Annotated in this window: 18 protein-coding genes; 7 read left to right on the plus strand and 11 right to left on the minus strand. The window is 39.8% G+C overall.

The window, feature by feature from the left end:
- Positions 1-42: 42 nt before the first annotated feature.
- The 6 genes from tcuB to C3F34_RS11925 form a co-directional block, all read right to left on the minus strand.
- Entirely contained in the window at positions 43-1,176 is a 1,134-nt protein-coding gene (gene tcuB, locus C3F34_RS11895; RefSeq protein WP_104441678.1) for a tricarballylate utilization 4Fe-4S protein TcuB, read from the minus strand.
- A complete protein-coding gene (gene tcuA, locus C3F34_RS11900) occupies positions 1,166-2,572 on the minus strand; it encodes an FAD-dependent tricarballylate dehydrogenase TcuA (RefSeq protein WP_104441679.1) in 1,407 nt (468 codons plus the stop codon). The genes tcuB and tcuA overlap by 11 nt, the downstream gene beginning before the upstream one ends.
- Positions 2,573-2,675: 103 nt before the next feature.
- Positions 2,676-3,605, minus strand: a complete 930-nt coding sequence (locus tag C3F34_RS11905) for a LysR family transcriptional regulator (protein WP_005302910.1) — start codon at positions 3,603-3,605, stop codon at positions 2,676-2,678.
- A gap of 131 nt (positions 3,606-3,736) precedes the next feature.
- A complete protein-coding gene (locus C3F34_RS11910) occupies positions 3,737-4,531 on the minus strand; it encodes a substrate-binding domain-containing protein (RefSeq protein ID WP_005302913.1) in 795 nt (264 codons plus the stop codon).
- Positions 4,532-4,622: 91 nt separating this feature from the next.
- Entirely contained in the window at positions 4,623-5,933 is a 1,311-nt protein-coding gene (locus tag C3F34_RS11915) for an MFS transporter (protein WP_009390595.1), read from the minus strand.
- A 275-nt stretch (positions 5,934-6,208) separates the two neighbouring features.
- Positions 6,209-7,138, minus strand: coding sequence for a LysR family transcriptional regulator (locus C3F34_RS11925; RefSeq protein WP_005302915.1), 930 nt, complete (start codon positions 7,136-7,138; stop codon positions 6,209-6,211).
- A gap of 875 nt (positions 7,139-8,013) precedes the next feature.
- Here C3F34_RS11925 and C3F34_RS11930 point away from each other — a divergent pair.
- The 3 genes from C3F34_RS11930 (at position 8,014) to def (ending at position 10,978) form a co-directional block, all read left to right on the plus strand.
- Positions 8,014-8,817: a TorF family putative porin gene (locus C3F34_RS11930; RefSeq protein ID WP_228155293.1), complete on the plus strand. Its 804-nt coding sequence runs from the start codon at positions 8,014-8,016 to the stop codon at positions 8,815-8,817.
- 882 nt (positions 8,818-9,699) lie between these two features.
- Positions 9,700-10,281: a HutD family protein gene (locus C3F34_RS11935; protein WP_044737422.1), complete on the plus strand. Its 582-nt coding sequence runs from the start codon at positions 9,700-9,702 to the stop codon at positions 10,279-10,281.
- A 211-nt stretch (positions 10,282-10,492) separates the two neighbouring features.
- Complete coding sequence (def, locus tag C3F34_RS11940) at positions 10,493-10,978, plus strand: peptide deformylase (protein ID WP_016166966.1); 486 nt, start codon at positions 10,493-10,495, stop codon at positions 10,976-10,978.
- A 15-nt stretch (positions 10,979-10,993) separates the two neighbouring features.
- Here def and C3F34_RS11945 read toward each other — a convergent pair whose 3' ends face one another.
- Positions 10,994-11,776 (minus strand): AraC family transcriptional regulator, encoded by a 783-nt coding sequence (locus tag C3F34_RS11945; RefSeq protein ID WP_026440863.1) that lies wholly within the window; start codon positions 11,774-11,776, stop codon positions 10,994-10,996.
- A 102-nt stretch (positions 11,777-11,878) separates the two neighbouring features.
- On the opposite strand from C3F34_RS11945, the gene C3F34_RS11950 reads away from it, so the two are divergent.
- Positions 11,879-13,099 (plus strand): MFS transporter, encoded by a 1,221-nt coding sequence (locus C3F34_RS11950; protein ID WP_104441680.1) that lies wholly within the window; start codon positions 11,879-11,881, stop codon positions 13,097-13,099.
- A 139-nt stretch (positions 13,100-13,238) separates the two neighbouring features.
- Entirely contained in the window at positions 13,239-13,706 is a 468-nt protein-coding gene (locus tag C3F34_RS11955) for a hypothetical protein (protein ID WP_044737420.1), read from the plus strand.
- Here C3F34_RS11955 and C3F34_RS11960 read toward each other — a convergent pair.
- Both C3F34_RS11960 and C3F34_RS11965 read right to left on the minus strand, forming a co-directional pair.
- A complete protein-coding gene (locus C3F34_RS11960; protein WP_044737419.1) occupies positions 13,703-13,906 on the minus strand; it encodes a hypothetical protein in 204 nt (67 codons plus the stop codon). The two genes, C3F34_RS11955 and C3F34_RS11960, sit on opposite strands and share 4 nt — an antisense overlap.
- A gap of 121 nt (positions 13,907-14,027) precedes the next feature.
- Positions 14,028-15,118 (minus strand): IS4 family transposase gene (locus tag C3F34_RS11965; protein WP_104442269.1). Its coding sequence is split into 2 segments (ribosomal slippage): positions 14,028-14,578 and positions 14,578-15,118, totalling 1,092 coding nucleotides; the frame shifts between segments, so codons are not numbered across the junction.
- A gap of 113 nt (positions 15,119-15,231) precedes the next feature.
- Between C3F34_RS11965 and C3F34_RS11970 the strand changes: the two genes are divergently transcribed.
- A complete protein-coding gene (locus C3F34_RS11970; protein ID WP_265735191.1) occupies positions 15,232-15,546 on the plus strand; it encodes an endonuclease domain-containing protein in 315 nt (104 codons plus the stop codon).
- 88 nt (positions 15,547-15,634) lie between these two features.
- Here the strand turns inward: C3F34_RS11970 and C3F34_RS11975 are convergent, their stop codons facing one another.
- Positions 15,635-16,030 carry a hypothetical protein gene (locus tag C3F34_RS11975; RefSeq protein ID WP_016166960.1) on the minus strand — a complete coding sequence of 132 codons (396 nt, stop codon included), beginning with the start codon at positions 16,028-16,030 and terminating at the stop codon, positions 15,635-15,637.
- 416 nt (positions 16,031-16,446) lie between these two features.
- Positions 16,447-20,133 (minus strand): methionine synthase, encoded by a 3,687-nt coding sequence (gene metH, locus C3F34_RS11980; protein WP_104441682.1) that lies wholly within the window; start codon positions 20,131-20,133, stop codon positions 16,447-16,449.
- 440 nt (positions 20,134-20,573) lie between these two features.
- On the opposite strand from metH, the gene C3F34_RS11985 reads away from it, so the two are divergent.
- On the plus strand, positions 20,574-22,196 hold the full coding sequence (locus C3F34_RS11985; RefSeq protein WP_104441683.1) for an inorganic phosphate transporter: 1,623 nt from the start codon (positions 20,574-20,576) through the stop codon (positions 22,194-22,196).
- Positions 22,197-22,204: the final 8 nt, after the last annotated feature.

Here is a 22,204-nt window from a genome sequence, read left to right on the forward strand (position 1 = left end):
AAGTATTCACTACGCCAAGATAGTGAATACTTTTGAATGAAATTATGACTTTTTAGAAGTACGTTCTTCGATGGAAAATTTGAGTAAAGAAGCACTGCGGTAAAAACCGTGTGCGAACTTTCCAAATGGCATGGTAATAAAGAATGTCATGACCGTAGCTAAATGGAAAATCAGTAAAAGTGCCATGTAAGGTGTATTGCGAAATGCCATAAGAGCTAAGCCTGAAGCACTGACTAAAATTAAAAGGAAAATAAAACCTCGATCTACAGGTTTTTGCTCGCGGTCACCATGTAATGGATGGCGTTTAAGATTTAAATAGAGCAAGCCAGATGGTCCAATCACTAAGCCAAGCCCACCCAACGTACCTAAAATCACAGGCAAGCTAAAGATAGGGTAAGGCGCATGCAGGTTAAGGAAATAGTGATATAAAGTCGCTACACCTGTGGCTGCAAAGCAGAGCATAAAACCATAAAACGTCAGGTGATGGAACACGCGGCGGATTTGTGTGTAACGATCATCTTGTTCATTACAGCCTTTGCCATGTCCACCGTCTAAATATTTAAGTGTTAATACATTTTGAGAGGCTTGAATAAGGTCTGGTTTCTCAACTTTGCCGTGAATAACTTTAGACGTCTGTCGCCAGAATTTGCTAATCCCGATGCCGAGCAGAACAATCGCAACTGTAAAGGTCGCTCCAAACAGTAGCGCTAAAAAGTTATGCGGGAAAATCGCATAGAAATTACCTTGATAGCCTGCAAACAGGTCGGTGCCTTTGTACCAGACCACAGCTAACATGCATAAAAAGAAAATAGCTGATAACGCCGAAACAAAAGGAATCCCAACAGACTTATAAAGTCGGCCTAAAGGCTGAGGTGTCGCAAACTCTTGGTAAGTTTCCAAACGTACTTGTGCCATCGCTTTTGGAATGTTTACACCAAACTCATGTGGCGGGGCATATTGGCAAGCGTGTAAACATGCACCACAGTTATGGCACAGGTTTGCGAGGTAATGAATATCGGCTTGATTAAACTCAAGACGTTTGGTCATGGCCGCAAATACAGCACAAAAAGACTCACAGTAGCGACAAGCATTACAAATCTGTAGGGCTCTTTGAACTTCCTGCTCATGGTCAGAGAGCTGAACAACTGGAATTAGGGCTTTAGTACTAGCATTCATGTTCAACTCCTTGTGAAAGTGCATAGTGAGCTGCATTTTTTCCGGCAATGCGTCCAAAGGTTGTGCCAATCGACATGCCGACCCCTGCGGTATAACCCTGACCGAGTACGTTACCTGCCATCATTTCACCTGCGACAAACAGGTTGCGGCTGGCTTTATTGTTAAAACGTACAGCAGCATCGTCTTCGACTTTTAAACCTAAATAGGTAAAGGTAATGCCGGGTTTAAGCGCATAGGCATAGAATGGTGGGCGATCGAGAGGAACGGCCCAGTGGGTCTTGTTGGGAACAATATTTTGGGTGATGCAGTCATCTAAAACCGTGTGGTTAAAGGTGCCTTGCACACAAGCTTGGTTAAATTCTTCTACGGTGTGGCATAAGGTTTTTGCATCAAGTCCGATTTTTTCGGCCAGTTCTTGAATGCTATTTGCTTTCACACCCGCAAACACAGGTGGCATAAAGCGACCAATGGCTTTTGAGTCGATAATCGAATAGGCAATTTGCTGCGGTTGTTTGGCAACAAGGCGGCCCCAAATCGCATAACGTTTTGGCCAGAAGTCTTCGCCTTCATCGTAAAAACGTTCAGCTTTGTTATTGACCACAATTCCTAGTGAAACGCAGTCAATACGGGTGCAGATGCCGCCGTCATATAACGGTGCTCGTGCATCTACGGCCACACAGTGCGATTGTGATGGGTCACCAATAATATCGGCGCCTTGATCTATCATGAATTTGAGCAAGTTGCCCTGATTAAAGCGGGTTCCACGAATAATGAAATTATCGGCAGGCCATTCGCCGTTTTCATTTTGTCCCCATGCTTCTCTTAACCATTCCAGATTTGACTCAAAACCACCTGCGGCCAATACACAGCTTTTCGCTTTAAATACACGGCCATCTTCCGCAATTGCAGCTTCAAAATGTCCTTGGTTTAACTTTAGATCTTTAATTTTTGTGTTGTATAAAATCTGAATGCCAAGTTCTTGGGCACTACGGTAATACGCATTAATGAGGGCTTTACCACCACCCATAAAAAAGGCATTGGTACGTGCAACATGTAAAGCACCCGATAGTGGTGGCTGAAAATTGACCCCATGTTTACGCATCCAGTCACGGCAGGTCGCCGTGCTACGAATGACTAGACGAGCTAAGTGCTCATTGGTTTTGCCCGCAGTGACTTTAAGTAGGTCTTGCCAATATTCTTCTTCTGGGTAGGCATCGACTAATACATCTTGAGGAGCATCATGCATGCAACGGAGGTTACGAGTGTGTTGTGAGTTACCACCACGCCATTCTTTAGGTGCTGCTTCTATGACAAGCACAGACGCGCCACTTTCTTTTGCCGTGAGCGCGGCACACAGTGCGGCATTCCCACCACCAATTACAATCACATCATGCATGGATTTCTCCCTTTCTCAGCTAAGGCTAATGTAGCTTTAAAAGGGAAGAGGAAGTGAGAGGCTAAACTTGAATGGGTGTTTAGTAAAAATAAACACTAAAGGCTTAAGTGTTTATGAGTTTCGCACCAGGCCAGCGCTTTTCATTAATCAGGTTAGTCACACAAGCACGAATCACTACTTTGGTGGCTAAAGTAGCAGGCGAGAGTTCTTCTTCAGACAGACTAATTAAATAGTTAATGCGTTCAATGGCAGGTTCTACAACACGTAGTAAACATAGGTCTTGCCGTGAGTTTAACGATGCACCCGCAGGTTGGATGGTTGCCATTTCGAGTTGGCTAATGCTTTCCATTAACAAATGTAGCCCATCAATTTCATAGGCCACTTTAAGTTGATGAATTTTCTGTTCGAGCAACAAACGTAGTCCATGTCGTTGGCTCGGTAAAATTAGCGGAAGTTCTTTAAGCTGCGAATGGGTAATCGTTTGAGTGTCTATACAGCTTTCAAGATGGTACTGACTCAGCACTTCTTTAGGCGAAATTAAAAACATCTGTTCTTTGACTAAAGGCTGTATGGCCCACTGTGGGTCGACATCATCACTAAAGATGATGGCAACATCGAGCTGCCTTGCATTAACTAATGCTTTTAAGTCACCCGATAAGCCTTCAATTAAACGGACTTTAATGTCGGGATAACGGTTTCTCATGAGTTTTAAAAAGTGGGTGCCAATAACCGACGCGACACTTGGCGAAAAACCGACGGTGACATGACCACTTAGGCGTGAAGAATGTGCAGAGTCTACGGCATGGTCTAAGTGTCTAAGCGCCAGTTGAACCTGTTGAAAAAAAGCTAAACCCGCAGGGGTGGGAACCGTTCCCAAAGCGGTGCGTTGTAACAGGCGAATCGAAAGCTCGCTTTCTAATTTTGAGATTTGCTGACTTAATGCAGAAGTTCCAATATCGAGATTTTTTGCAGCTTTACCCAAGCTTCCTGACTCGATCACCGCAATAAAATACTTTAATTGTTTGAGTTCCACGGCAAATACTACATTGTCCTTTATTGGTTATTCTACACTGGTTTATCGCTATACATTTTGTTCTATTACGCTGAGTAAACCACCAACAGAGTAAAGGCAACATCACCTCAAGATGTTGCCTTTTAGAGCTTTTATTGTTTAACCTGCTCAAGACCCTGTTCTTCAATAATTTGTGTTGCTTGTGGTGACTTCACAAATTTGATGAGTTCTTTTGCGACTTTTTCATGTTCAGAGTTTTTACCAATGCCCGCTGCAAATACAGTGACTTTTTGATAAGGCGCAGGAATTGGACCGACTAAATCAACTTGACCATATTGGCCAGTAAAAGGTTTGATTTCACTAATTTGCTGGAAACCAATATCGAACTGACCTTCAGCAATACGTTTTGCAACACGGTCACCGACTACTTTTTCTGCTTTACCAGAAATCACTTTGTACTCGACAGGTGGGAAGCTTGGGAAAACATCTTTTTCAAGATGCGTGCCGCTCGCACTTGCTGAATAACCAATGTGCTTAGCATTTAATAAAACTTTTTCGAATTTTGCCGCAGAGCTAATATCTGGTTTTGGTGCACCTTTAGGCACAGCCATACCAATGCTTGAATTGACCAAAGCACTTTGTGAACTTGGGTCTACATAACCTTTTTCTGCAAGCTTATTCAGTTCAGGAGCAGCCAACACCACCACATCAAAATGTTCACCACGATCGAGTCGATTCGGAATTGCAGTTGGCGACGCGCCCATTGATGAACCAGACGAAAGGTGAACCGTGTGACCAGTTTGCTTTTCAAATATTGGAATGAGTTTTTCCATAGATGAATAGAAACCGCCTGAACTAATCACTTCGAGTGTATCTGCGTTAGCAAGCGTTGAGCCTAAGCCTGCACCAGCTAGGCAAATGGTCATGAAGATAGGGGACTTTTTCATAGTATCTCACTTTAATGATAGGAGAGCACAGTACGGAGACTTAAGATCTGCCGTACTGTTCATTAAAATTTCAGGTTAAGTAGTTATTGTTTTAAGCGCTAACCTTCGCAGGTTCAGCAATTGGGTCTGCATTCTTCTGCTTAGAACCACGGCATAGATATAAGCTTGAGATTAAGCTACATACCGCTGCTAACATCAGCCAGAATGCTGGTGTGCTTGCATTGCCTGTGTTTTCGACAAGGTACGTACAAGCCATTGGCGTCATACCACCAAAAATAGCGGCTGCAAGGCTGAACGCTAAAGAGAAGCCAACTGTACGTACACGTTTTGGCATTACTTCGGCAAGCGTTGCGACCATGGTGCCGTTGTACATACCAAAGAAGAACGAGAAGTAAGCAAGCGTAATAATCAGATTGGTAAAACTAATGTCACTCACCAACCAGCTTAAAACTGGATAAGTTGTAAAGATGGCAAGGGTTGTAATGCCGACTAAAACTGGACGACGACCAATTTTGTCTGAAAGTAAGCCACCCATTGGTAACCAGAAGAAATTGGATAAACCCACAAATACGGTTGCTAAAAGGCTATCCGTTACCGACATTTCTAGAGTACGTTTTGCATACACAGTGGTGTAAACCGTAATGAAATAGAACGTGGTTGTGGTCATGGCACTCATCATCATGCCCGCAAGTACGATGCGCCAGTTACTCGCAAGCGTGCTGAAAATTTCTTTGGTCGATGGATGAGTTTTTTGCGCTTTAAAGTCTTCAGTTTCTTCTAACGTACGGCGGAATAAGAAGATTAAAGGAATAATCAAACAACCAATTAAGAACGGAATACGCCAGCCCCATTCACCCACTTGAGCAGTAGTTAAAATGGTGTTGAGCCAGTAGCCAAGTAATGCTGCAAATACAACTGCAATTTGTTGGCTGCCAGATTGCCAGCTTGTGATAAATCCACGGTTTTTATCTGTTGCAATTTCAGCTAGATAAATCGATACACCACCAGATTCAACACCTGCCGAGAAGCCTTGTAATAGACGTCCAATCACCACCAAAATTGGCGCAATAATACCAATGGTTTCATAACCCGGTACAAAGGTAATTAAGATGGTTCCGATTGCCATAAGGCTTAAAGTCACAATAAGACCTTTACGTCGACCAACTCTGTCGACATAAGCGCCCAAGAAAATAGCGCCGAGAGGACGCATAAGAAAACCCGCAGCAAATACGGTAAATGTCATCATTAAAGAGACATATTCATTTTCAGAGTGGAAAAATTTTGCTGCGATATAAGTAGCATAGAAACCAAAAAGAAAAAAATCGTACTGTTCTAAAAAGTTGCCACTCGTTACATTTAATATTTTTTTAAAAGTAGCCCTACGGTTATTCACGACATCCATTGGAGACCTCCTTGGCCTGACAAAATGGAAACATTCACGATCTTCAAGCTTTGAACTTCAATCTCATGCAATAAACCTAAATAGGAAATGGGTCAGAGATGAGATTTTAAGATGTCCTATGTCGAAAATGTGATGCCTTGTTTCCAGTTCAAACTACACATCTATATTGTGATAAGCAGAAATTCACTTATCATTCAGATGAAAATGTAATCTCAAACGGCAGGAGGGAGTGAGAGGGCAAAATTAATTAGGTATTTAATAAAATTAATGACCCCTTATAAAATAATTTCAGAACACGGCCAAATTTGGTTTTGAATCAGTTCTTTTACACACGCTTTAATTGCCGATTTTGCAGCCAGTGCAGCAGGTGATAATTCTTCTTCGGCAAGGCTCACCAAGTAATTGATTCGCTCAACTTCAGGATCAATCAATTTAAGTAGTTGAAGCTTGTGTTTGTACTCTTGCAGACAAGCACTTCCAGGGCGGACGCTGGCAAGGTCAAGGTGAATCAGGCTATCCATGAGTAAGTGTAGACCATCAATTTCATAGACAACATTAAGCTGCCCAATCTTGTGCTCAAGCAATTTTCTTAAGCTATGACGCTGCCGTGGTAATACTAAAGGAATATCACCGATTTGTTGGGACTGAATAATTCCGCTTTTGATACAGTCGGCAAGACCGTATTTTTCGAGCACTTCTTTGCGTGCCATTAAATACATTTGTTCACGTACCAAAGGCTGTATCGACCATTGCTTATCAATTTCATTGGTAAAAATAATGGCAATATCAAGCTGACGCGAATTAATCGACTGAATTAGATTCCCAGACAAGGTTTCCACAATTTCTAGACGAATGTCTGGATAGCGTTCAGACATTAGTTTCATTAAAGGGATGCCAATTAAAGCAGTAATAGTTGGCGGAAAACCAAGGCTGACATGGCCTGAAAGCCGAGCTGAATGCGCAGCGTCTATTGCAAAGTTAACTTGACGCAAAATAAGTTGAGAGTGTTTTAAAAAGGCCAGACCAGCAGGTGTAGGCGTGACGCCAAAAGCATTACGCTGTAATAAGCGAATGCTTAGCTCTTGTTCGAGCTTACTAATTTGCTGACTAATGGCCGAAGCGCCAACATCGAGTTTTTGGGCAGCTTTACCAATACTGCCTGCTTCAACCACCGTCAAAAAATATTTTATTTGTTTGATTTCCATGAAAATATATTCTTTTGTGTTGAGGTGTCCGATACTTCAATAAACCAAGTTAATGAATAAAGTGGATGTTATCAGTGTTGCTAGAAAAATGTTTAAATTAAGTAGAAAATTTTCGATAGGATAAATATCGTATAATTCGCTTAATATGATATTTGTCCAATAATAATGATGAATTTCAATCATAATCGTGCTTAGATTTAACTTTTTAAAAAAAATCGTAATAGACAAGCTAGGGTTCAGCGCTAGTCAGCTTGAAGAATAAAATTAATTGGCACTCTTAAGCTGCAATTAAATGGCTCTCGCATCTTCAGCTGAAAAAGTTCAAATTAATGGCATAGAGCAAACACCAAATGCTTCTTAAGGTCTGAAGGGGAGGACCCATCTCTTCAGACCTTGTTTTATTTCACTTAGTTTTGATATTTCATAAGTCATAGATATAGAAAATGCAAACTTTATGCTTGAATTTAAATAAAAATTACTGTGTTTCAATAAATTAAAAAAATGTATAAAGGGATTGAGTTATTATATTTTGAAACTGATCGAAGCAAGAAATTTATACATTAGATCTTTTTAATAAAATAAAAGCATGATCAATTTTTATTTGTGAGAGAGACTTTTTATTAATTATTGATGTAAATATATTTATGATGTGGATGATTTTATTGAATAAGCTCTTTTTTATAAGGATGTTTATTCTTTACATCAGTCACTATTTAAGAAAGTTTAATCAATGTTTTTGAAATTTTATCTTAAATTTTTGTACTATTTAATATTTTCTATTATTTATGTTAGAAAAATCACGATCATTGGTTATCTATTCTCTAATGGTTCCTATTGATTTATAGGAATTGGTTCTATGTTTTTGTTAAAAAAGAATGACAATAAAAAAACAAAATAAAAATCATGGAATTGATGGAATGCAAAAGTTGAAAAATAAGCTAGTATGTGGTTTATGGTTGGTCATGGTAATTTCGAGTGTACACGCAGAAAATGTTGAAGAATCAAGTGTTTTTAAGAATTTTTCAACCAGTGGTACCGTTTCCTTTTTAACTGATTACTATTCGCGTGGTTATTCACAAACAGAAGGTGATCCAGCAATACAAGGTACTTTACGCATAGATCATGATTCGGGTTTATATGCACAAATTTTTGCCTCCAATAGTGAACTTGATATTGGGAGTAGCATAGAGCTAGATTATTATTTAGGATATGATTATCTCGTTAATGATCATTTCAAGCTCAATATTCAGTATGGGGATATTAATTACCCTGGTTCGGATAAATCTTTAACCGATACGGATTATGAAGAATATTCTATTGCTGCAACAGGTATGAGTTTATTAACTGAAGATGATGCATTAAATTTTACTTTTTATTATTCTCCAGAGTATTTTTTCAATACTGGGAAAATGTTACGTTATGAAGCCAGTTATAACTATCCTATAGCTAAAAATTGGAATACTTATGCCCAAGTAGGTTACAACAAGTTTTCAAGTCATGATGCTTATGATGTTTTATGGGCAACAGACCAAGAAGATTCATATTATGATTATAAAGTAGGTGGTAATTATAACTATAATGACTTTATTTTTGATTTGTATTATGTCGATTCAAATATTAATAAAGATTTAACTTATGCTGATGATGCAGTAATTTTTAGTATTACCAAGGAATTCTAAAATTTTGTCATCATTTAAATAGATCTGATTCAGAACATTATTACAACAAAGGGTTATTCTGAGAATTGGAATAACCCTTTGTATTTTACCAATATTAATTTAGCAGGTGGTTGAGTTTATAAGAAAATTTCTAAGCTCATTAAGAAAATTTCTAAGCTCATGCTGATTGGGTTTATATAGTTGTTATGTTTAATCGGCGCTGTTGTGCAAAGATTCAAAAGGTAAATGTATCTTGATCTACTCAAATTTAAGTGACCACTCAGGTAGATGACCTGCCTAATCAGTTCACTATTTGCAGTAGCCCTCTTCTTGCTTGCGGTAAAGTTCTTATATTCCTCCAAGTTTCCATTTTCACTTAGCAGAATAGGAATTAAACGAGATTGATAAAGTTTCTTGGTTGATCTGAGTTTGGTTTTCAATAAACGAATTACTAGAACGATAGATTTTGCTGTGGTGTACTTATCTGAGAATTATACTGCTGAATAAGGATTTACGAATAGCTTTCTGCAACAAATCCGTTGATGGGTGCTCAAGTCGTGATGCTGAGCCATCATGGCAACATTAGTTATTATGTATGATCCTGTATATACAAATAAGTATGTGCTACGTTAAGATAAATCAGATGATGGATTGAATTGTAGCCATTGGAGGGTTAACCCTGAATTAGCAGAATTAACGGACGAAGGTTGATTGCTGCGGGATGTAAAGAACACATTGCTACTGCTGTTTCATCGCTAATTCAAGTGTGTAAAGGTTTGAAAATTTAAAATAAAGAATATTTTTATTCATTTTTCGCCGTGCATGGTCAAACCAGTAGCTTATTACACATGCATGACTGTTTTGTCTAGCCAATCATTACGATTTAAAAGGGAAATTTACGCCATGATCGAGTTGCTTACAGCAAATCACTATAAAAAAATGCCTTGGAAAAATGGAGCAGGGTATACCCTAGAACTGGCACGTAGTGCAGGTGAGAGTTTAACCGATTTTGATTGGCGCATTTCCATGGCAGATGTCACGACTTCGGGAACCTTTTCTCAGTTTAACGGTATGCAACGCTTTTTGACGGTATTGGATGGCACTGGCATTCATCTGAATATTGATGGAGTAGCGCTCACTTTAAAGACACTACAGTCGGTACAGTTTAGTGGTGATAGTTTAGTCAGTTGTAATCTACTGGCAGAGGTGATCCGTGACTTTAATTTAATCTATTCACCGCAGCGTTATACTGCCCGCTATCAATGGATAGAAACTTCATCCGCGCTTGAGTTTTTCTCCTCAGCAGATGTGGTGTTTATCTTTAATCAAAGTATTTCAACACTCGAATTGTTTGTGGATGGCCATCACTTTAGACTTGAGCAACACCAGAGCATCTACATGCATTCCAATCAGAATGTGAAACATCTTGTTTTTCCTACATCTCCTGAACGGCAATGTTGCTGGATTGAATTAAGCAAAATTTAATAGAATAAAATGCATATTGAATCCGACACTCGACGTATGTTGGCTTAGACTTGAATAAACAGTGCAGTAAAAGCCCATTTGAACTGCCAAAAGCTGCACAAAAATAGATAAAGCTTAGAAATTCATCATTAAACTGATGATTTCAATTTACGTATAACTGGTTCAGAATAGACAGAAACCAATCATTGAGTCCTGACATTAGGAACAGCGCATGAGTGTAATTTTACCCGTTGCCCAACGCGGAGAAGAGATCTTAAAATTAAAAGCTGCGCCTGTTGCTGAAGCAGAGTTTAATAGCGAATGGTTGATGCAATTGGCTTCAGTTATGCATGCAACGATGTTAGAGCGTAATGGTGTCGGTATCGCCGCACCACAATTGTATATTTCTAAACAGGTTATTATTGCTGCTTCGCGCCCGAATCTACGATACCCCGACGCACCTGAAATGCAACCTGTGGTCATGATTAATCCGCAAATATTAGAGTTTTCTGAAACCACGTGTCTGGGTGAAGAAGGTTGTTTAAGTGTGCCCAATCAACGTGCGCAGGTGGAGCGAGCGCAAGTCATTAGAGTGCTCTATCACACATTAGAAGGTGATGTTATGGAAACAACGTTTGAAGGATTTCCAGCACGCATCGTGCAACATGAAGTAGATCATCTCAATGGTATTTTGTTTGTTGACCGATTAAAAGCCTAAGCGATATGGGCTGTATTATTCATCTTTATATTTAAATTGCTGTGGTGTCTGTCCTAAATGCCGTTTAAACATGGCACTAAATGCACTTGGATTACTGTATCCCAGTCCCCTTGAAATTTGTGCAATCGACTCACCACTGGCGATTTTACTCAGGGCTTGAGCAATGTGCATTTGTTGTAGCCATGCCCGATATGACATCCCAGTTTCCTTTTGGAACATCCGCATCAGGGTTCTGGTGCTGGTGCCAATTTCATCTGCCCATGTGCTTAAATCTTTAGGATATTGTGGTTCATGTAAGAGCGTTTGACAGATATTCAATAGCCGTTTGTCTTGGGGCCAAGGAATCTGAATCGGTAAAGAATTGGCTTTCTGAATTTCATCAAAAATTAAAATTTGTATTGCACGGGAAAGCTCATCCGAACTCAATAATTCTGACGTAGGAATTTGCTCAATCACATTTAAACGAATGAGGAGTTCGTGCAATAACTTACTGACCCGAATAATAAAACACTGTTGACCCAATACTGATGCCGCTTGGGATTCTACGAGGGCGGTATTCATTTTGACCCGACTTAAAGAAATCACACTATGTTCGACATAAGCCGGAATCCACAGTGCACACATAGGTGGAATCAACCAAACATGATTTGGAGTAAAGACCTGAATAATCCCAGTCGAGGCATACAGGAATTGTGCCCGTGAATGGTGATGGGCAGGAGTAATTTCGCGGTAAGTATGTTCAGAGGAAAGTCCAATCACCAGTTCAGACATTTCTGTTTCAATCAGTGAATCTGATATTTTCATGAAATTTGTCACTTATACAGGGATTATTGGAAGATAACGTTGTGAATGACAATTTACAATATTGTTTGAAATATCAATGATTGGAGTTTTTCAGCTATGACGTCTTCAATACAGACGAAGGAAAGCATGGATGAAGCTGTGGCAAGTCTTCAGCCACAAGGGATGATTGTGAAAATTGTAGGTGCTGTGGCACTGGCACATTTACTGAATGACTTGATTCAAGCCGTTCTGCCTGCGATTTATCCGATGCTGAAAACCAACTTTTCACTGAGTTTCGCACAAGTTGGACTCATTTCATTGGTATATCAAATTACTGGATCATTGCTGCAACCTTGGATTGGTCTTTATACCGACAAAAATCCCAAACCGTATTTATTGCCACTGGGTATGCTGGTGACCTTGAGTGGTATTTTATTGTTGGCGTTTTCTCCTAGTTTTACAGTATTGCTTATCGGGTCTGCTCTGATTGGGGTGGGGTCATCGACCTTTCATCCTGAGGCTTCGCGTGTGGCGCGTATGGCATCGGGTGGGCGTTTTGGTACAGCACAATCGACCTTTCAGGTGGGAGGTAATACAGGAACTGCAATTGGACCCTTATTAGCTGCACTGATTATTGTGCCCTTTGGGCAACATGCAGTGGCCTTGTTGATTGTATTTGCACTACTTGCCATTTGGGTATTATTTGGCGTGAGTCGTTGGAGTATTAGTCACAGTAAAAAACAACTGGCAGCCAAAGCACAACAAGTGCAAAGTAAATTGCACGGGCGCCAGTTAGTAATCGCACTTTCGACCATCTGCGTGCTGATGTTTGCCAAATTTACTTATATTGCCAGTATCAGTAATTACTTTACTTTTTACTTGATGCATAAATTCCATATCAGCCTGCAATCGGCACAGTTACATTTGTTTGCGTTCTTGGCTGCGGTGGCATTGGGAACCTTTGCAGGCGGCCCAATTGGCGACAAAATTGGACGTAAAGCGGTGATTTGGGTTTCATTTGTAGGCATGGCACCGTTTGCTTTAATGATGCCTTTTGCCAATCTGTTCTGGACTACGGTATTGTCTGTCATGACTGGTTTAGTGTTGTCTTCTGCATTTGCTGCCATGGTGGTGTATGCACAAGAAGCGGTACCTGGGCGAGTCGGGATGATTGCTGGTTTAATGTTCGGCTTAATGTTTGGCGTGAGTGGTATAGCCGCAGCAGGTTTGGGCTATTTGGCAGATGTGAAAGGCATTGAATGGGTATTTGGTGTGTGTTCGCTATTGCCCTTACTGGGTTTTGCCACTGCATTTTTACCGAAGACCCAAGCAAACTAAACCGATTACAGCAGAACTTTATACTTAGACGCGCTATCTTAGAAGATGAACAAGATGGCGCGTTTGTTTTTGCAGGGTTGTTATATCCAAAACCAATACAACGATGCATGAACCGTTTTGATTCTGGAGGATGAATGTCATGACTACTCCCGATACTACAATAAAATTTTCCTTAGGCTTGGAGCAGTTCAGCTTTGAACTCGATGGGCAGCACTTTCAGATTGATAAAGGCTTACAATTCATAAAGTCGAATAGTATGCGTCATGGGGTACTAGACGAACTTGCCATTGAATTGATGATCTATGTAATTGAAGAAATATTAGAATCGGTTCCCATCCAATATGCTTCGCCCAAAAGTGCAATTAGTACGGATACTTTATTTGAGCAAGTTTTGAGTTTATTTTTTCCGAATCAACACAGCATAGGTCGAATACAGCTTGAAAGTGGCTTTAATGCATTTCTTGAGTGTCGGGAATATTATTTGGCTAAGGTCACGAAACAAGGAATATTTAGCTTGGTTTACTTTGTGTTTTTACGTGAAATGATGCATCACTGGAATGTGACCGACATTAAATTTGAATCGCTTGAAACCGCTAAGTCATTCTAAAAACGTAAAAAATAAGGAGTGATCGACAGTAGAATCCCAATGCCACTCAGCAAAACATTACTTTCTATAAAATAAGGGAAAACCATTAGAACCAGACCGACTACAAAGGGCACAGTCAGTTTTTGTTTTTTGCCATAGAGAAAATAGCCTAAACCAATTGAGCTAAAGATCACGCCGAGAAAAAGTTGTGTTGTGTTCATAATGATGTTTCGTACGCTATTATTTTTGGCAGATATTATGCCAAGATTCTTAAAAGAATATTTAAAAAAAAAGAGTGTCGTGATGCAACCTTATAACAAGAACCTCTGTACACGACAAATTTCATAGGGCCCTTGTCCTATCAGGCTTTTTCTTTCTTAAAATTGCTAGCACTTTCTTAAATTCTTCTTTTTTTCCAAAACCAATCAAACGTAGAATAGCCATCTGAACATAGTCCAAACCGTAGCGAAATAAACTTACTGAAAGTCGTCCATGCTTCTTTAGTTTTATCGCTTTTTTTCGATCATGTTGCCATTCACCTGTTAAATAGCACCAACAGAAACCGATCGCTAGCACTGCTATCAATTTCTTGACTCGTCTAGGGTCTGTTAAACGAGTATTTTCAAGATTGAATCCACGTCCTTTGAGACAACTAAATAAGGTTTCGATTTCCCAGCGTAATGCATAATCACCAATAGCAGAAGCATTAAACATAGGAGAAACAACAAGTAAAAGTTCTCCATCTTCTAATCGTAGCGCACTAATATACAGTTTCACTCGACCAACCCAAATACGTCGTTTACGACATTCTGTTTGACCAACTTGAAGATGACGAAATAAATCACTAATTTTATGATTCTTGGCTAAGTGATTGGTCACAATAAAGTTTTTTTAACACGTATACAGAAGTTAATGTCATTTTCAATTAACCATGTAAACCATTTCTCACCGATAAATTCTCTGTCTGCGAACACATTCACAATACGATCTTTACCAAAAATGGAGATAAAGCGTTGAATCAAAGCAATACGCTCTTTTGTATCTGAATTTCCACGTTTATTGAGCAATGTCCAAACAATAGGTATCGCTATTCCACGATAGACGATGGCTAACATCAAGATATTGATATCTCGTTTTCCCCATTTCCAGTTGGTTCTATCCAAAGTTAATTGGACTTTATCGAATGAAAATATATTGAAAATTAACTGAGAAATTTGACGATAATCGAAATACTGATCTGCAAAGAAGCGTTGTATACGTCGATAAAATGATTGTGGTAAGCACGTGATGGGTAAGGCTTTAGATGCAGAAGAAAGATTACATGTCTGTTTTACAATTAATGCCAGCATAATCAGTGTAAAACATTTTACACGTGACTTGTTCCACTTTAGATATTTGTTTAAGATGAGATGTAACTCATTGAAATGTGTCATCATATTCGTCGTCAGAAAACAAGTATTATGCCATTATTTCAATGAGTTGTCTTTTTTTGTCGTGTACAAAGAACAAGAACTTAAAACTTCCATCGCGTGATTTGCGTAGCAATATGGCCGATGCAGAGCAATGGCTATGGCAAAGATTACGCCGTAAGCAAGTTTTAGGATTACAGTTTTATCGGCAAAAGCCAATTCTTAACTTTATTGTGGATTTTTATTGTTCCGCTGCGAACCTCGTCATTGAGTGTGATGGTGGGCAGCATTACACTGAAGATGGTCGTTCGGCTGACCAAATTCGTGATCAAGCTTTAAGTGAATTAGGGCTTGTAGTGCTGAGGTTTAGTAACAGGCAGATTTTGACTGAAACTGATGCTGTGGTGGAGCAGATTTATTGGATTGCTAAACATAGATTGGAATCCCCCTAAATCCCCCTTTGGGAAAGGGGGACTTTACGTGAATTTTGTTGAGGTTTTGAATTCGAGGGGTTCCTCCCTTTTTAAAGGGAGGTGTAAATTAGATTTTATTAAAATTTTTCAAAAAATTAGTAGGATGTTGATGAAAGCGAATATGATTTTGGGATTTTAAATTTCGCTTTTTTTCCTTGAATGCTGGAACAATATAGCCCCATTCTGCATTTCTAGAGAAATATATGACATAGTCAATATCAGCATCTTCCCATTTATTTTCAACAACAATATTATCATCTACAGAATATAAGCTTTTGACTTGGATACGATATACAGTACGGCCATCTAAAATTTGAATATCAGTTTTGGCATATACATCCAAACTAGGCATACTTGCATCCCAGCCATCACTTAAGAGCCAAGAGAGTAGTAAATATTCATAAGAATGATTTTTGTATTGAGATAGGGTTTGTTCTTTAAGCGCAGTCTGACGAACAGGCATAAAAACTCCTTAAAGCTTTTAATGCCGTAAGTCGTTTTGGCTATCAATTCACGGATACATGGATGTAATATAGCTCTTAAATAAAACCATGCTTTTATTTAAGAGGCACTACTGCATTTCCTATGGAAAATGCCCAATTGATATCGGTCACCAAACCCTTATTAAATAAGATATTTCTAATTTAATATTCATCAATATTCAGCTCTCTTGAGTCTGTAGCGTCTGAATTTTTTTGAAAGTATCTGATCTACAATTATTTGTCAAATTTTAATCCCACCCAACCTCCCTTTAAAAAGGGAGGAACTGTCACGTAATTCAAGTGATACGCGAAAGTCCCCCTCTTTTTAAAGAGGGGTTAGGGGAGATTCTTTTATTTGATAAAAATTGATTTTCTTCCCCCTTTATTAAAGGGGGATTTAAACAATCGAATCATCTAAATTCGGCCCTAACCAACGCTTCGCTTCATCAAGTGTCCAACCTTTACGTTTTGCATAATCTTCAAGTTGGTCTTGAGAGATTTTACCCACGTTAAAGTATTCACTTTGTGGATGAGAATAATAGAAACCACTTACTGAAGATGGCGGCATCATTGCAAAGTGTTCAGTCAGTTTGGTGCCGATTTTGTCTGTAGAACCTAACCAGTCAAATAACACTGCTTTTTCAGAGTGCTCTGGGCAAGCTGGATAACCCGGTGCAGGGCGAATACCGACATATTTTTCTTTAATCAGTTCTTCATTGCTGAGCTGTTCATCAGCTTTATAACCCCAGAACTCTTTACGAATGCGTTCATGCAAGTGTTCGGCAAAGGCTTCAGCAAAACGGTCAGCTAGTGACTGAACTAAAATTGCAGAGTAGTCATCACCTTTGGCTTTGTATTCATTTGCCAATTCTTCTGCACCAAAAATCGATACAGTGAATCCGCCTAAGTAGTCCTGTTGCTCACGATCAGTACGAATGTAATCTGCTAAAGACAAGTTTGGTTTACCTGTGACTTTGTCAGATTGTTGACGTAAGTGTTCAAAAGTATGCGTAACATTTTGACCCGCTTCATCAAATACGCTGACAGTGTCGGCATCTGTGCGCTGAGCAGGGAACATACCAAATACAGCACGTGCATCAAAAAGGTTGTTGTCGATAATATCTTTCAACATTGCTTGAGCTTGGTTGTAAAGGTCAGTTGCCGCTTCACCCACCACTTCATCTTCTAAAATTTTCGGGAATTTACCTGCCAAGCTCCAAGAAATGAAGAATGGTGTCCAGTCAAAATATTCTACAAGGGTTGCAAGCGGGTAGTTGGTGAGGACTTGTGTTCCCAAAAGATTTGGTTTTGGTGGTACATAGCTCTCATCAATTTTAAAACCATTTTCAACCGACTCTTTATAAGTCAGTTTGGCCGCTTTTGGTTGTTTGTTGGCTAAACGTTCACGAATTTTGGCATATTCAGCACGATGCTCTGCAATAAAGTTTCCACGCATTTCTTTCGAAAGGAGAGTGGTTGCAACACCTACAGCACGTGAAGCATCTGCAACATAAATCACTGCATCGTTTTGATACTGAGGGTCAATTTTTACTGCTGTGTGCGCTTTAGAAGTAGTCGCGCCACCAATCAATAAAGGAATGTTAAAACCCTTACGTTGCATTTCTTTCGCAACAAATACCATCTCATCTAAAGATGGAGTAATCAGACCAGACAACCCAATGATGTCACATTTTTCATCAATTGCAGTTTGCAAGATTTTCTCGCAAGGTACCATCACGCCAAGGTCAACAATATCGTAACCATTACAGCCAAGTACTACGCCAACAATATTCTTACCAATATCGTGTACGTCGCCCTTAACAGTTGCCATCAGGACTTTACCTTTAGATTGGCTACCGGTTTTTTCAGCTTCAATGTACGGGTTGAGCCAAGCTACAGCTTGCTTCATAACACGTGCAGATTTCACAACCTGAGGTAAGAACATTTTGCCTGAACCGAACAAGTCACCAACAACGTTCATACCGTCCATCAAAGCGCCTTCGATTACATCTAAAGGACGTTTGGCTTTTAGGCGAGCTTCTTCTGTGTCTTCGTCAATGTATGTGGTAATACCTTTAACCAATGCATATTCAAGACGTTTTTCTACAGGTTCGTTACGCCATTCAAGGTTTTCTGCTTCGCGCTGCGCACCACTATGACCACGGAATTTTTCAGCAACTTCAAGTAGTTTTTCGGTCGCAAGCTGACCAGACTCACCTTGGTTCTGGTTTAAAACAACATCTTCAACTGCATCTTTGAGTTCTTTAGGAATATCGTCATAAATTGCCATTTGACCGGCATTTACAATACCCATAGTCATGCCTTGTTTAATGGCATGGTACAAGAACACAGAGTGAATCGCTTCACGAACAGGCTCATTTCCACGGAACGAGAATGAAACGTTCGATACACCGCCAGAAATCATGGCATGAGGTAAATTCTGTTTAATCCAACCTGTGGCTTCAATAAAATCGACACCATAGTTATTGTGTTCTTCAATACCTGTTGCTACTGCGAACACGTTCGGGTCAAAAATAATATCTTCAGCAGGGAAGCCTACATCGTTAACCAAAACGTCATAAGAACGTTTACAGATTTCGCGTTTACGCTCAGCAGTGTCGGCCTGACCAGTTTCATCAAAAGCCATCACAATAATCGCAGCACCATATTGGCGACACAAGCGAGCTTTTTCGACAAACTCGTCATAACCTTCTTTTAACGAAATCGAGTTAACAACAGGTTTACCTTGTACGCATTTTAGGCCTGCTTCAATGATTTCCCATTTTGATGAGTCAATCATGATAGGCACACGCGAAATATCTGGCTCAGATGCCACAAGGTTTAGGAAATGTACCATCGCATTTTGCGAATCGAGCATCCCTTCATCCATGTTAATGTCGATAATCTGAGCGCCAGCTTCCACTTGTTGCTGTGCAACTTCTAAAGCTTCGGCAAAGTTTTCTTCACGAATTAAGCGTAAGAATTTTTTTGAACCAGTAACGTTGGTACGTTCACCCACGTTAACGAACAATGAGTCATCATAAATATTAAATGGTTCTAAACCACTTAAGCGACAAGCTGGCTTAGTTTCAGGAATTTGACGTGGTGCAATGTCTTTTACAGCATTGGCAATCGCACGAATATGGTCTGGTGTCGTACCACAGCAACCACCGGTAATATTGATCAAACCACTTTCTGCAAATTCTTTTAAGAAGGCAGCAGTTTGTTCTGGTGTTTCATCATATTCACCAAAAGCATTTGGTAAGCCTGCATTTGGATGAGCAGAAATGAACGTATCAGCCACATCAGACACGGTTTTAACGTGAGGACGCATAGCATCTGCACCAAGGGCACAGTTAAAACCAATCGATAGTAAGTCACCATGACGTACAGAGTTCCAGAACGCTTCCGCAGTTTGACCTGTTAAGGTACGACCCGATGCATCGGTAATAGTCCCTGAAATCATGAGTGGTAATTCATGACTAAGTTGCTTAAAGACTTCTTTCACCGCAAAAATTGCAGCTTTACAGTTTAATGTATCAAAAACGGTTTCAATCAGAATGATATCTGCACCGCCTTCAATCAGCGCATGAGTTGCCTCAATATAGTTTTCTTTTAGCTCATCAAAGGTAATGTTACGAAAGGCAGGGTCATTTACATTCGGTGAAATGGAACAGGTACGCGATGTTGGACCGAGTACACCTGCTACAAAACGCGGTTTATCTGGAGTCGAATACTTCTCACACGCTGCTTTGGCTAAACGTGCTGCTTCACGGTTAATCTCTGGGACAAGATCTTCCATGTGGTAGTCAGACATAGAAACACGGGTGCCGTTAAAGCTGTTGGTTTCAATAATGTCTGCGCCTGCATCAAGATAAGCTTCATGAATGCCTTGAATGATTTGAGGTTGAGTTAAAACTAAAAGGTCATTGTTACCTTTTAAGTCATGTGCCCAATCGGCAAAACGCTCACCACGATAATCTTCTTCTTCAAGCTTATGACGCTGAATCATGGTGCCCATCGCACCATCGATGATCAATATACGCTCAGCGAGAAGTTTTTTAAGGGTGGTAAGCGTGGACATAAATAACCCCAATACACGGCAAGTCTTGAAATGGAGCATATTTTAGCAGAACTCAGAGCTAATTTTATTTTAATTCAGCTTTTTGACTGTCAAGTTAGCAGTTTTCATGTAAGAAATAACAGTTACTTTGCTATTTCATTGAAATGCAATATTACATAGGCATGATGAATCGGTTTCAATTTCAAGGTGAAAGCCCATCAGAGAGTGACAAATTTTTTTACAATTCTGAAAATCAACTACTTTTTTACATGAAATATTTTTTTGTTATAAGTATTTGAAAAAAACAGATTTACAGTCAAAAATCCTCCCCATTGTAGCGCGGAGTGATTTAAAACAGGTCAATTGTTAAAAATTTGGCTTTATATGACACCTGTTTGTCATATAATTGTCACAATTTAATTTAACAATAAGGGGATTTTATTATCCTCTTAACCGTCTGCATGAATTCAAAAACTCCTCCAGTCCAAGATCGTATGCATTCAGCATCGAACAAGTCGACGAATGTGCATGTTCCAACACCGAAGTTTTTTATGCCGGTGTTTTTTACGGTCATTATTGCGACCCTCATTTATATTGGGTTTCAGGTATCTGCTGACTTGTCGCATGTACCACCATTAAGTTTGTATTCTGTTATTCTTTTAGCGACGGCATTATTAATTGCGCTAGGCTTTGAGTTTGTCAATGGTTTTCATGACACAGCCAACGCGGTAGCAACAGTAATTTATACCAATGCTCTTTCTGCACCTGTTGCAGTGATGTGGGCTGGTTTTTGTAATTTCCTTGGGGTTATGGTTGCCAGTGGTGCGGTTGCTTACGGCATTATTGCTTTATTGCCAGTTGAACTGATCATGAATGTGAGTTCAGGGGCAGGCTTTGCTATGGTCTTTGCCATGCTGATTGCTGCAATTCTATGGAATTTAGGCACTTGGTTCTTGGGGATTCCTGCATCGAGTTCACACACTTTGATTGGTTCTATTTTGGGTGTAGGGATTATGAATTACCTATTACACTCAGGTAGTGGTGCCAGCGGTGTAGATATGGACCAAGTAATTAAAGTGGGTAAAGCATTACTGTTTTCTCCATTAATTGGTTTTGCATTTGCTGCTGTGGTTTTCTTGTTGGTGAAAAAAATCTTCAAACGCCAGCTTGAATTATTCCAGCCACCTGAAGGCAACAAACCACCACCGCCACTTATTCGTGCAATTCTAATTTTTACTTGTACAGGTGTAAGCTTTGCGCATGGTTCAAACGACGGTCAAAAGGGCATGGGCTTAATCATGTTAATTTTGATTGGTTTGGTGCCATTGGCCTATTCACTCAACAAGAATTTAGACCAAGCACATATCCAGTCATTTGAGCAATTGTCATCTCAAGCTGCTGTTGCGATGTACCCTGCACATGCAGATATTCCAGATGAACAAGCGCGTCAAACCATTACTGCCTATATTCAAACCAAAGAAATCACGCCAGAAGTGGTACCTGCTTTGGCAAGTTTGACCGATCATTTAGGTGACCGTGTTGCTCAGTATGGTGACTTAAAAAATATTCCTGAAGATGCAGTTTCATCTATCCGTAATGATATGTATTTGAGCACGACTGCGTTTAAGCGTTTGGATAAAGCAGACCAGTTACCTGCGATGTCAGAAGCGCAGCAAAAGGTAGTAAAAGAGTACCGTAGCAATTTGGATAGCTTTTTACAGTACATCCCAACTTGGGTAAAAGTAGCTGTGGCATTGGCTTTAGGTCTAGGTACAATGGTAGGCTGGAAGCGTATCGTAGTGACTGTAGGCGAGCGTATTGGTAAGCATCACATGACGTATGGTCAAGGGATGTCTGCTGAACTTGTAGCAATGTCAACAATTGCAGCAGCCGATGGTTTTGGTATGCCTGTGTCAACAACTCACGTATTAAACAGTGCAGTTGCAGGTACGATGGTAGCGAACAAATCAGGCTTGAATTTTGCAACTGTGAAAACAATTCTTTCGGCATGGATTTTTACACTTCCTGCCACCATTTGTTTATCAGGTGGTTTATACTGGATTTTCCTCCAGTTCGTTTCTTAAGGTTCTTA

The organism is Acinetobacter sp. ACNIH2 (assembly GCF_002934965.1).
In the GTDB taxonomy this organism is placed as follows: Bacteria; Pseudomonadota; Gammaproteobacteria; order Pseudomonadales; family Moraxellaceae; genus Acinetobacter; species Acinetobacter tandoii.

Excerpts from the sequence above, each read along its gene's own strand:
- tcuA (WP_104441679.1), bottom strand. The coding sequence starts at position 2,572 with ATGCATGATGTGATTGTAATTGGTGGTGGGAATGCCGCACTGTGTGCC.
- C3F34_RS11970 (WP_265735191.1), top strand. The coding sequence starts at position 15,232 with ATGGCCGATGCAGAGCAATGGCTATGGCAAAGATTACGCCGTAAGCAA.
- C3F34_RS11925 (WP_005302915.1), bottom strand. The coding sequence starts at position 7,138 with ATGGAAATCAAACAAATAAAATATTTTTTGACGGTGGTTGAAGCAGGC.
- C3F34_RS11985 (WP_104441683.1), top strand. The coding sequence starts at position 20,574 with ATGAATTCAAAAACTCCTCCAGTCCAAGATCGTATGCATTCAGCATCG.
- tcuB (WP_104441678.1), bottom strand. The coding sequence starts at position 1,176 with ATGAATGCTAGTACTAAAGCCCTAATTCCAGTTGTTCAGCTCTCTGAC.
- C3F34_RS11915 (WP_009390595.1), bottom strand. The coding sequence starts at position 5,933 with ATGGATGTCGTGAATAACCGTAGGGCTACTTTTAAAAAAATATTAAAT.
- C3F34_RS11955 (WP_044737420.1), top strand. The coding sequence starts at position 13,239 with ATGACTACTCCCGATACTACAATAAAATTTTCCTTAGGCTTGGAGCAG.
- C3F34_RS11935 (WP_044737422.1), top strand. The coding sequence starts at position 9,700 with ATGATCGAGTTGCTTACAGCAAATCACTATAAAAAAATGCCTTGGAAA.
- C3F34_RS11930 (WP_228155293.1), top strand. The coding sequence starts at position 8,014 with ATGACAATAAAAAAACAAAATAAAAATCATGGAATTGATGGAATGCAA.
- metH (WP_104441682.1), bottom strand. The coding sequence starts at position 20,133 with ATGTCCACGCTTACCACCCTTAAAAAACTTCTCGCTGAGCGTATATTG.
- C3F34_RS11910 (WP_005302913.1), bottom strand. The coding sequence starts at position 4,531 with ATGAAAAAGTCCCCTATCTTCATGACCATTTGCCTAGCTGGTGCAGGC.
- def (WP_016166966.1), top strand. The coding sequence starts at position 10,493 with ATGAGTGTAATTTTACCCGTTGCCCAACGCGGAGAAGAGATCTTAAAA.
- C3F34_RS11950 (WP_104441680.1), top strand. The coding sequence starts at position 11,879 with ATGACGTCTTCAATACAGACGAAGGAAAGCATGGATGAAGCTGTGGCA.
- C3F34_RS11960 (WP_044737419.1), bottom strand. The coding sequence starts at position 13,906 with ATGAACACAACACAACTTTTTCTCGGCGTGATCTTTAGCTCAATTGGT.
- C3F34_RS11975 (WP_016166960.1), bottom strand. The coding sequence starts at position 16,030 with ATGCCTGTTCGTCAGACTGCGCTTAAAGAACAAACCCTATCTCAATAC.